This is a genomic window from Pseudomonas sp. GW821-FHT07E12 (assembly GCF_058986605.1).
In genome coordinates this window covers 24,389-34,228 of sequence record NZ_JBYSVX010000045.1, presented here as the reverse complement: position 1 = coordinate 34,228, position 9,840 = coordinate 24,389, and the positions used below count along the sequence as shown (strand labels likewise).

Genomic DNA, 9,840 nt, shown 5'->3' with positions numbered 1-9,840 from the left:
CGATGGGGCTTTACCGGTGACGCCCCATCGCGGCTGATGGCCCAAGGCCACCCAGAGCCGCTCCTACGACAGCAGGTTTACTTGGTCGGTACCGGCGCCGGCTTGGGTTTCGCCGGGGTCTTCGCCTTTGCCTTCGCTGCTTCGGCCTTCGCCACCGCGCCGGGTTGCTTCAGTTCGGCCAGTGCCGAGCTGATCGGGCCGTCGCCGGGCAGTACGTCGCCGGCCTTGTAGCCCTCTTCGCCTTCGGCGTCGCCGTGCAGGTGGCCCGGTAGTGCGGCCTCGCTGTAGTCGACCAGGCTGGCCGGTGCGTCGGCGTCGACCTGATCGCCCTCGGGATGCAGCACCACGTCCGGCACGATGCCGCTGGCCTGGATCGATTTGCCGCTGGGCGTGTAGTAGCGCGCGGTGGTCAGCTTGACCGAGTCACCGTTGTCCAGCGGCAGCACGGTCTGCACCGAGCCCTTGCCGAAGGTGCGGCTGCCGACGACGCGTGCGCGCTGGTTGTCGCGCAATGCACCGGCCAGCACTTCCGAGGCGCTGGCCGAGCCAGCGTCCACCAGCACGACCACCGGCGCGCCCTGCAGCAGGTCGCCCGGTGTGGCCTCGAACTTGGCGTCGCTGATCGAGATGCGGCCGCGGGTGCTGACGATCGTGCCCTTGTCGAGCAGATCGTCGGCCACCTGCACGGCCGAGGTCAGCAGGCCGCCGGGGTTGCTGCGCAGGTCCAGCACCAGGCCCTTGAGCTTGCCGCCGGCCTGCTGCTTGAGCTTGTCCAGGTTCTTCTGGAAATCGGTGCCGGTGTCGGCCTGGAAGGTGCTGATGCGGATGTAGCCGTAACCCGGTTCGAGCATGCGCGAGCGCACGCTGGCGACGCGGATGGTCTCGCGCTGCACGGTCACGTCGAATGGTTTTGCGACCTTGTCGCGCACGATCGTCAGGGTGACCTTGCTGCCGGGCTTGCCGCGCAATGGCTCCATCGAGTCGACCGTGCTGATCGGCTTGCCGTCGATCGCCACGATCAGGTCGCCGGCGCGGATGCCGGCGCGCGCGGCCGGGGTGTCGTCGATCGGCGAGATCACCTTCAGCGTGTTGTCCTGTTGCTGCAGCAGTTCCACGCCGATGCCGTCGTAGGCGCCGCTGGTCTGCTCGTCGAAGGCTTCGGCGTCTTCCTTGTCGAAATAGGTGCTGTGCGGGTCCAGGTCCAGCAGCAGGCCGCGGATCGCCGAGTGCATCAGCTTCTTGTCGTCGACCGGATCGACGTAGGCCTGCTTGACCGCGTTGTAGACCGCGACGAAGCGGCGGATCTCGTCCAGCGGCACCTTGCTGGCGGCCGATTCGTCGGCATCGGGATCGTTGCTGTCGGCGGGAGCGGTGGCGCTGTCGGTGTCCGGGCGGGCGTCCTGGGCGAGGACGGCGGGCGAAAACAGGGCAAGCAGTAGAGCAAGGGACAGGGCGGCTGCGCGCATGAAGCACTCCGAGGAAGACAACGCCCCGCAAATGCCGGGGCCTACCGGATTATGCGCGAAGCAAGGCTAAATTCGCGTTGAGCCGGGAATGGGGAATCGGCAAAGCCCAGTGCGTTCAGTTCGCCACGAACGGCTGTTCCGATTCCCTATTCGCCATTCCCGATTCCCGGCCTAACGCCGCTGCAACCACGACGACGGATCAACCGGCTGGCCGTTGCGGCGCAGTTCGAAGTACAGCGCCGATACGCCCTGCCCGCCGGAGTTGCCGACCTTGGCCACGGCCTCGCCGCGCTTCACCGCGGTGCCGGCATCGCGCAGCAGTGATTCGTTGTGCGCGTACAGGCTCATGTAGCCGTTGCCGTGGTCGATGATCAGGATCATGCCGTAGCCGGTCATCCAGTCGGAGAACACCACGGTGCCATCGGCGACGGCGACGACGGTGTTGCCGAGCGGGGCGCCGATCAGCACGCCGCTGCTGGTGCGCCCGTCCGGCAAGGTGCCGCCGAAACGCGCCAGCAGGTTGCCCGCGACCGGCCAGCTCAGGCCGCCGACCTTCGGCGCGGGCGCGTTGGCGACGACCTTCGGCGGGGTCTTGCCCGGTTTGTGGGTGCCGCCGGCCTTGGCGGTGGCAGCGGCTTCCTCGGCCGCACGCTTGGCTGCGGCGCGGCGCTCGGCTTCGGCGCGTGCCGCGGCCGCGCGCAGGTTGGCCAGCAGCTTCTCCAGCGCCTTGGTGTCCTGGCCAAGGGCCTTCTCGCGCTCGCTGCGTTCCTTGTAGCGATCGTCCAGCTCGGCGACGGTGCCGGCCTGCTGCTTGCGATCGCGTTGCAGGGTGCTGGTCTGCTGCTGCTGCTGTTGGCGGGCCTGGGCCAGTGCCTGTTGGCGGCCCTGGATGTCCTGCTCGACCTGCTGCAGCGCCTGCAGATCCGAAGTCAGGTTCTGGATCCGCGCGGCGCGCTCGTTCTGCACGTAGCGGTGATAGGCCAGCACGCGGTTGGCGTCGGCGGTGCTGTCCTGCGACAGCAGCAGCTTGAGCGGCGCGTTGCCGCCGACCTGATAGGCCGCGCGCAGCAGTGTGGCCAGCTGCGCGCGCTGCTCGCGCAGGCCCTTGCGCAGGCGCTCGCGCTTGTCCTGCAGTTCGGCCAGCGCCTGCTGCTGCTCGCGCAGCGCGCTCTCGGTCTGGTTCAGCTGGCGCGCCGAGCGGGCGACTTTCTCGTCGGCCTCGCGCAGCTTGCGTGAGGCGTCGCCGCGCTGACCTTCGAGCTGGCGGCGCTCATCGCCGATGTTCTTCAGCTCGCGCTGCATCTGCGCCAGCTTGCGCTCGGCCTCGCGCTGGTCCTGCGCCTGGCTGGCACCGATGCCGCCGGCCAGTAGTGCCACGGCCAGGCTTACGGCCAGGCCCACGGTCAACATCGGGCCGGCGGCGAGCCGGGATGGCGGATCCTTGCGGCGGAGGGGCGAAAGCAAGCGGGAAGGTCCAGTGACTTCAGACAGATGCGGATTGTAGCCAAGCATGGTGTGATCGCCGCCAAAGTAGGCAACGCCGCCAGCGGCGGGAGGTAGCGATGAACCGTTTGTATCTGGCTGTAGGGTTGGCGATGGCCCTGGCCGCGAGCCCGGCCTGGGCGGACGAGGACATCAGCAAGGTCAACGGCCGTATCGTGGCCGAGGCCGGCCGCCAGTACGGTGACCTGGACACGGTCAACGGTGGCATCAGCATCAACGACGGTGCGCGCACCCGCAGTGCGGAGACCGTCAACGGTGGCATCACGGTGGGTACGAAGGCGCAGACCGGCGCGCTTTCGACCGTGAACGGCAGCATCAACGTCGGTGCGCAGACGATCGTCGATGGCGGCATCGAGACCGTCAACGGCGGCGTGTTCGTCGACCGTGGTAGCGAGGTGCGCGGTGGCGTGGAAACCGTCAACGGCAGCATCGGCCTGGTCGAGACCCGTGTGAAGGGCACCATCGAGACGGTCAGCGGTGACATCACCATTGGCGTCGGTTCGCACGTGACCGGCGGTATCTCGATCCGCAAGCCGGGCTTCAGCCTGTCGTTCAAGTCCTCGCGCAAGCCGCGCGTGGTGATCGGGCCGAACGCGGTGGTTGACGGCACGCTGGAGTTCGAGCGCGAGGTCACCTTGTACGTGCACCGCACCGCCAGGATCGGCACCGTCAGCGGCGCCACCGTGCAGACCTTCGACAGCGAGGTCGCTCCGGGCGATTGAGCGCCCTAGAATCGGGGTTTCGTCGAATCGAGGAGCCCCGATGTCCCGCAAGATCCTGCTGTGCCTGGCCGCGACCGCGGCGCTGGCGGCGTGCAAGCGCGAACCGGACGCCGCACCCGCCGCGCCCGTGCAACCCGATACCGCTGCGGCCGTGGCTACCCCGGCCAGCACGCATGCGTTCTCGCCGGAGATCACCCAGGGCGATTTCGCCGAACTGGTGAAGACCCTAGCCTCCGACGACTTCGAGGGCCGTGGCCCCGGTACGCCCGGCGAAGAGAAGACGGTCAACTACATCCGCGACCAGATGCAGCGCATCGGCCTGCAGCCGGGCAACGGCGACAGCTGGTTCCAGGACGTGCTGATGGTGGAGACCACCGCCAACGAGAGCACCGCGCCGAGCCTGACCTCGGCCGGCAAGACCCGCACGTTGAAGTTCGGCAGCGACATCGTGATCGGCACCCGCACCGGCCAGCCGGACGTGAAGATCGACAGCAGCGACCTGGTGTTCGTCGGCTACGGCGTGGATGCGCCCGAGCAGCAGTGGAATGACTACGCCGGGCAGGACTGGAAGGGCAAGACGGTGGTGATGTTCGTCAACGACCCGGGCTTCCACACCGGCGATGCCAAGCTGTTCGACGGCAAGCGCATGACCTACTACGGGCGCTGGACCTACAAGTTCGAGGAAGCCGCACGCAAGGGCGCGGCGGCGGCGCTGATCATCCACGACACGCCCGGTGCCAGCTATGGCTGGGACGTGGTCAAGAATTCCTGGTCGGGCGCGCAGTACGACCTGCCGGCCAAGGACGACCCGGCGCCGCGCCTGCCGGTGCAGGGCTGGATCACCCAGGACGTGGCGCGCCAGCTGTTCGCCGATGCCGGGCTCGACTTGGACAAGGAATACAAGGCGGCCAGCAAGCGCGGTTTCAAGCCGGTGCCGCTGAAGGCGAGCTGGTCGGTGGACCTGAAGAGCACCATCGCGCAGAAGTCCTCGCGCAATGTGGTCGGCGTGCTGCCGGGTACCAGCCGTGCCGACGAGGCGGTGCTGTACACCGCGCACTGGGATCATCTCGGCAAGCATGACGGCGAGAGCGGCGACAACATCTACAACGGCGCGGTGGACAACGCGACCGGCGTGGCCGGCATCCTGGAGATCGCCGACGCGTTCGCGCACCAGCAGCCCAGGCCGGAGCGTTCAGTGGTGTTCCTGGCGGTGACGCTGGAGGAATCGGGCCTGCTCGGTTCGCAGTACTACGTCGCGCATCCGACCTTCCCGCTGGACAAGATCGCCGGTGTGATGAACATCGATGCGATGTCGATCGCCGGCCGTGCCAAGGACATCACCGTGGTCGGCATGGGCAGCTCGGAGCTTGAGGACATCCTCAAGCCGATCGCCGCGATGCAGGGCCGCGTGCTGCACAGCGAGGCCTCGCCGCAGAACGGCTCGTACTTCCGCTCGGATCACTTCAACTTCGCCAAGGCCGGCGTGCCGGCGCTGTACACCGACGGCGGTGAGGACCTGCGCGAAGGCGGTACCGCGGCCGGCCGCAAGGCGGCCGAGGACTACGCCAAGTGCTATCACGCGCCGTGCGACGAGTTCAACGCGGCGACCTGGAAGCTTGATGGCAACGTCGAGGATCTGCAGGCGATCTACGGCGTCGGCAAGGAACTGGCGGCGGGCGATCGCTGGCCGAACTGGTACGCCGGCAATCCGTTCAAGGCCGCACGCGACAAGATGATGGCGGACAAATCGGCGGCTGCGCCGGCTAAGTAAGCCGCTGCGGAATCAAGCGAATGCGACAAGGCCTCCCAAGTGGGGGCCTTGTCGTTTGTGGTGTTCGTGTTCGATGTGGATGAGCCCATGAAGTCGTCCCGCCAGCCGGGACAGTTGGGCTCTCTGTGGGAGGGACTCTGGGTGGCCTAGGGCCATCAGTCCCGACGGGCTTTACCTGGAAAGCGTCGGGACTGATGGCCCTAGGCCACCCAGAGTCCCTCCCACAAGATTGCTACAACATCCAGATTTCCACACGCTCGTTGCGCTGCCGTGCACCCGGATCGGCAGCCCCCGCCAGCGGCCGCACCGCGCCCAGGCCACGCGCGCGCTGCACCACGATGCCGCGCTCGGCCAGATAACTGGCGACGATGTCGGCGCGGTCGTTGCTGGCGATGGTCGGGAACAGGCGGTTGGCCGGATCCGGATTGGCGAAGCCGATCACCGCCAGCGGCCGATGCCGGTACTGCGGCTGCTGCATCCACGCCACCAGCCGGTCCAGATCCTGCACCGATCCACCTTCGAACATCGTGCCGAGCGAGCGCAGGTTGAAGCGCACGTTCAACGGCAGTCGCACTGCGCCGGCCACCGCCTGGTCATAGGCGTCGTTGCCGGCCTCGGGAGCGGAGGCCTTGCCCGCGTTGTCTGGCAACGTCATTGCCGGCAGCCCCTGGCGCGCCACCACCCGCTGCGCGGACGGCCCGAGCAGATACAGCGCGAAGCTGCGGCCAAGCGCGGACATCATCTGCCCGCCATAGACGCTGTAGCGCTGCACCAGCGGATAGTCTTCGCTGCGCACGCCGAGCGTGTCCGGCGCGACCGCGATGCCGCCATCGGATATCGCCAGCGCACGCGTGCCGGCGGCCATCGGCGTGGCGAGTTCGACCACCGCGATCGCATTCGGATCGCCGGCGACAGCAGTAGCGGTTTCGCGCAGGGTGCGCAGCGAGCGGCTGCAGGCGCGCCGCTCCAGTGGTCCGACACGCTGGCGCAGGTAGTCGGCCAGCCCGGCACCGCCGTCAGTACAGACCAGGCGCAGCGGGCGATCGGCGCCGCCGAGTTGCTTCCAGTTGTCGATGTGTCCGGCCAGCAGTGCGCGCAGCTGCTCGATATCGAGCTTGCGCAGCGGATTGCCCTGCGCGACCAGCACGCGTGCCCCGTTGAGCGCGAGCACGAACTGCTGGTCGGCCGAGGACAGATCACCCAGCTGCCAGCCGGCTTCGCGCTCGGCCGCATTCGGCACGCGCGTGCTCATCGCCAGCTCGGTATCGCCATGGATCAATGCCTGCAGGCCGCTGGCCGAGCCGTGTCTGTCGATCTGCACCACCAGCGGTTGGCCATCGCGTATCGCATGCACCTCGGTGAGCACGCCGGAGGGCGACGCGCGCTGCAGGTTCTCGTAACCGATCGAGTGCAACCAGTCTTCCACCAGTGCCGGCATCAGCCGCTCGCCGATGCTGTTGGAGCCATGGATGCGCAGACGTTCGGGTTCCTGCGCCTGCGCCCACAGTGGTAATCCCAGGCATGCGGCCAGCGCTAGACAACGAACGAACCGCACCATGACGTCCCCCTGGACCGTAGAAAGGCAAGGAGTGTCGTGGCGGGCGATTACATGCTGATGACCTGAAGCAGATCAGGGGCGCCGCGAACCAGTGACCTTTCCGTGTTCCGTATTGCTCCCCAGGCCATAGGAGACGTATGAACCGTCGAATTTGGATCCGTTGATGGTGCCGATGAAAGAGGTGTAGTCATCGCACAACGCCGTCGAAAGCAGGATTTCAAGCCTGCCGGATTCATAACGGTAAGCAGGCCGGGATACGACTCCATTCGGCACCGAGATCGGGCGCGCCTTGTACCACGCGCCGGCTATGCATGTATCGGCTGGCGTACTTGTGAGCGCAAAGCGGAAGCGTTGTGGCGTGCTCGCGCTCGTGACTGAAAAGTCCCAGGTACCGATGACCGTATCGGGCGGGGATGAAGATGAGGACGACCGCGGGGTTTGCTGTGAATTGGGAAAAGTGGCGCAAGCCGCGATTGCGAGGCTGGATAAACAACCGATCAGCGTTGGGATCTTCATGGCATCGCGCACCTAATTCGACGCTCGATTACCACGCAACTGCGCCGCACTCGCCCAGCGCGCGGCAACCCCCGGCGAGGTGATGCACACGGCGTGGTCGGTGACGGTGGTGACGGCGCGTTCGAGTAGCTGGATGTCGGCTTCGTGCTGGCGTGCGACGTGGGGGTCTTCGAAGAACACCGCGCGTTGGCAGCGTTTTTCGAGGACGCGGTCGGCGATCTGGGCGTCGCCGCCCATCGGGCCGCTCTCGTAGCGTTGCACCCAGGGTTGGTCCTGCGGCCAGCCGCGGCTCCAGGCCAGTTCGTTGAGGCGCTGGCCGGTGGTGCCGGTGCCGATCCGCTGCGCGAAGCGCGACAGCAGGTCGAAGTGCTCGGCGGCGAAGGCCAGCATCTGCGGCTTCATCGCATCGTGCGCGATCAGGGCCAGGGTCTGGGTTTCCAGGGCATACAGATCGTCCGCGCCGGGATCGGCGGCGAAGCCGGCGTGCAGGCGTTCCATCTCGATCCAGTCACGCGCCGAGGCCACGGTCGAGATGAACGGCTTGCCGTGGATCACGCACTGGCGCTTGAGCGCGATCGCTTCGGGAAAGATCGAGGACGGATCGACCGGGTCGATCAGGTAGATCGCGCCATCCAGCGTGCGTTCGGCGCTGCCGAGCCCGACCACTTCGGCGACCAGCTTCATCAGCCCGCCTTCGCGGCCGTAGGGATAGCGCTTGAGGCCGGGGTAGTCGCGCAGCAGGTCGGCGCGGGCGATCGCTTCGTAGGTGCGGCCGACGGCGTGCAGGTTCAGGCCAAGCTCGCGGATGCCGGCCTCGCAGGCGCGCAGCCAGCGGAACAGTGCGGCGTCCTTGCCCTGGTGGTGCAGTCGGTTGGCGGCCAGTCCCAGACGCATGTGTGCGATTCCCCTTGGCGTGATGGAGGGGGAAGTCTAGTGCGGAGGCGTGTGGATATCTTCCTGATGGCGTTTTCGGGTTGAAGCCGTGAGCTTCGGGGCAAGGAAACGAGCCCTGCCGGCACGGTGTCGGCCTCTCTGTGGGAGCGACTTCAGTCGCGACGGGCTTCACCGGGAAAGCCCGTCGCGACTGAAGTCGCTCCCACACGCATGGCTTGCGGCTTGCTTGGTGACGTCGTCCGAGCACAGTGCAATGGCCGGGATGACGGAACCGCTACTGCGCCCCCGTCACCTTCTTCGCATGCGGTACCAGGATCTCCATCTGCGGCTTGTCGCTGCCGTCCTTGTTGGGTTGCACGCTGTAGGGGTAGTCGGCCTTCCACCAGGAACCGGCGGCCCAGTAGCTCCAGCCCAGCCAGACGTCGCGGTTTTCTTCGAGGAACGTGAGCATGCCGTCCAGGGCCTGCCGGCAGGTGTCGTTGTCGGCGGCGCCGAACTCGCCGAGGAAGCCGGTCTTGCCCTGCTCGCGCAGCCAGGCGGTGACGCCGCGCAGCTTGTCCGCGCCGATGGTGGCGCTGGCGCATTCGGCACTGGTGCCGCTGAAGTTGGCATCCAGGTACTGGTGCAGCTCGATGGCGTAGTGGTTCAGCGGATCGTGCAGGTCGTCCTGTGCCTGGGCATTGGTGGTGGCGCCATAGCCGCCGCTGACCCAGTTGTGTGCGCCGGTGTAGGCGGTGCCCGGTACCAGGATCAGGTTGTGCGCGCCGGCGCTGCGGATGGCATCGATCGAAGCCTGCGCGGCGCCGGCCCAATCGCTGGCGGAAATGCCGTTGGGTTCGTTCATCAGGCCGAAGATCACGCTGTCGTCGTTGCCGAACTCGCCGGCCAGGCGCGTCCACAGGTTGGCGAGTGCCGCGCTGCCGCCGTCGAGCTGGTCGATCCGGGTGCCGTCGTACTTGGCGTAGTTGTGCACGTCCAGGATCAGCTTGAGGCCGTTGGCCTTGGCCTGCTCGACGGCTTTCTTCAGCAGTGCCAGCTGCGCGGCGTCCAGTTCGCCCAACGCCTGCGGCTGCAGTCGCTCCCACAGGAACGGCAGGCGCACGATGTTCATGCCCTTGCCGGCGAAGTAGGCGTAATCGGAGGCGGCCGGATAGGTGTAGTCCTTGTACAGCGTGCCGGGGCGCTTGCTGGCGTTGAATTCGGCACCGGCGAGATTGACGCCGGCATATTTCAGCGCATCGGCGGCGTGCGCCAGCGGCGCGACCAGCAGGGCGAGGGCCAGCATCAGCACGGGGGAACGGGACAGGCGCGAACGGGTCGTCATGGGGCAGATTCCTGACAGCGGGGGATGTCGGGATGCGCGGCCGCCGGGGGCGGGCACAGCACAGCGAGTACAGCGAACCCGGAGAC

At 67.2% G+C, this 9,840-nt stretch carries 8 protein-coding genes; 2 read left to right on the top strand and 6 right to left on the bottom strand.

The annotated features are described in order from the left end of the window. Positions 1 to 77 precede the first annotated feature (77 nt). Both AC3WJE_RS18995 and AC3WJE_RS18990 read right to left on the bottom strand, forming a co-directional pair. Positions 78 to 1,466, bottom strand: coding sequence for a S41 family peptidase (locus tag AC3WJE_RS18995; RefSeq protein ID WP_493732395.1), 1,389 nt, complete (start codon positions 1,464 to 1,466; stop codon positions 78 to 80). Between the two features lie 171 nt (positions 1,467 to 1,637). After that, the gene (locus AC3WJE_RS18990; RefSeq protein ID WP_493732394.1) at positions 1,638 to 2,930 is read right to left on the bottom strand and encodes a murein hydrolase activator EnvC family protein; all 1,293 of its coding nucleotides are present in this window, start codon (positions 2,928 to 2,930) and stop codon (positions 1,638 to 1,640) included. Between the two features lie 98 nt (positions 2,931 to 3,028). Here AC3WJE_RS18990 and AC3WJE_RS18985 point away from each other — a divergent pair, with 98 nt between their 5' ends. Together AC3WJE_RS18985 and AC3WJE_RS18980 are read left to right on the top strand one after the other, a co-directional pair. Beyond that, positions 3,029 to 3,691, top strand: a complete 663-nt coding sequence (locus tag AC3WJE_RS18985; RefSeq protein WP_493732393.1) for a DUF4097 family beta strand repeat-containing protein — start codon at positions 3,029 to 3,031, stop codon at positions 3,689 to 3,691. A 40-nt stretch (positions 3,692 to 3,731) separates the two neighbouring features. Beyond that, positions 3,732 to 5,462 (top strand): M28 family metallopeptidase, encoded by a 1,731-nt coding sequence (locus AC3WJE_RS18980; RefSeq protein WP_493732392.1) that lies wholly within the window; start codon positions 3,732 to 3,734, stop codon positions 5,460 to 5,462. A gap of 232 nt (positions 5,463 to 5,694) precedes the next feature. On the opposite strand, the gene AC3WJE_RS18975 is transcribed toward AC3WJE_RS18980, so the two are convergent. The 4 genes from AC3WJE_RS18975 to AC3WJE_RS18960 form a co-directional block, all read right to left on the bottom strand. Further along, on the bottom strand, positions 5,695 to 7,020 hold the full coding sequence (locus AC3WJE_RS18975) for a substrate-binding domain-containing protein (RefSeq protein ID WP_493732391.1): 1,326 nt from the start codon (positions 7,018 to 7,020) through the stop codon (positions 5,695 to 5,697). Between the two features lie 72 nt (positions 7,021 to 7,092). Further along, positions 7,093 to 7,536: a hypothetical protein gene (locus tag AC3WJE_RS18970; RefSeq protein ID WP_493732390.1), complete on the bottom strand. Its 444-nt coding sequence runs from the start codon at positions 7,534 to 7,536 to the stop codon at positions 7,093 to 7,095. Between the two features lie 12 nt (positions 7,537 to 7,548). Next, positions 7,549 to 8,430, bottom strand: coding sequence for a methylglyoxal synthase (locus AC3WJE_RS18965; RefSeq protein WP_493732389.1), 882 nt, complete (start codon positions 8,428 to 8,430; stop codon positions 7,549 to 7,551). Between the two features lie 274 nt (positions 8,431 to 8,704). Next, complete coding sequence (locus tag AC3WJE_RS18960; RefSeq protein WP_493732388.1) at positions 8,705 to 9,754, bottom strand: glycoside hydrolase family 5 protein; 1,050 nt, start codon at positions 9,752 to 9,754, stop codon at positions 8,705 to 8,707. Positions 9,755 to 9,840: the final 86 nt, after the last annotated feature.

Excerpts from the sequence above, each read along its gene's own strand:
- AC3WJE_RS18995 (WP_493732395.1), bottom strand. The coding sequence starts at position 1,466 with ATGCGCGCAGCCGCCCTGTCCCTTGCTCTACTGCTTGCCCTGTTTTCG.
- AC3WJE_RS18985 (WP_493732393.1), top strand. The coding sequence starts at position 3,029 with ATGAACCGTTTGTATCTGGCTGTAGGGTTGGCGATGGCCCTGGCCGCG.
- AC3WJE_RS18980 (WP_493732392.1), top strand. The coding sequence starts at position 3,732 with ATGTCCCGCAAGATCCTGCTGTGCCTGGCCGCGACCGCGGCGCTGGCG.
- AC3WJE_RS18975 (WP_493732391.1), bottom strand. The coding sequence starts at position 7,020 with ATGGTGCGGTTCGTTCGTTGTCTAGCGCTGGCCGCATGCCTGGGATTA.
- AC3WJE_RS18970 (WP_493732390.1), bottom strand. The coding sequence starts at position 7,536 with ATGAAGATCCCAACGCTGATCGGTTGTTTATCCAGCCTCGCAATCGCG.
- AC3WJE_RS18965 (WP_493732389.1), bottom strand. The coding sequence starts at position 8,430 with ATGCGTCTGGGACTGGCCGCCAACCGACTGCACCACCAGGGCAAGGAC.
- AC3WJE_RS18960 (WP_493732388.1), bottom strand. The coding sequence starts at position 9,754 with ATGACGACCCGTTCGCGCCTGTCCCGTTCCCCCGTGCTGATGCTGGCC.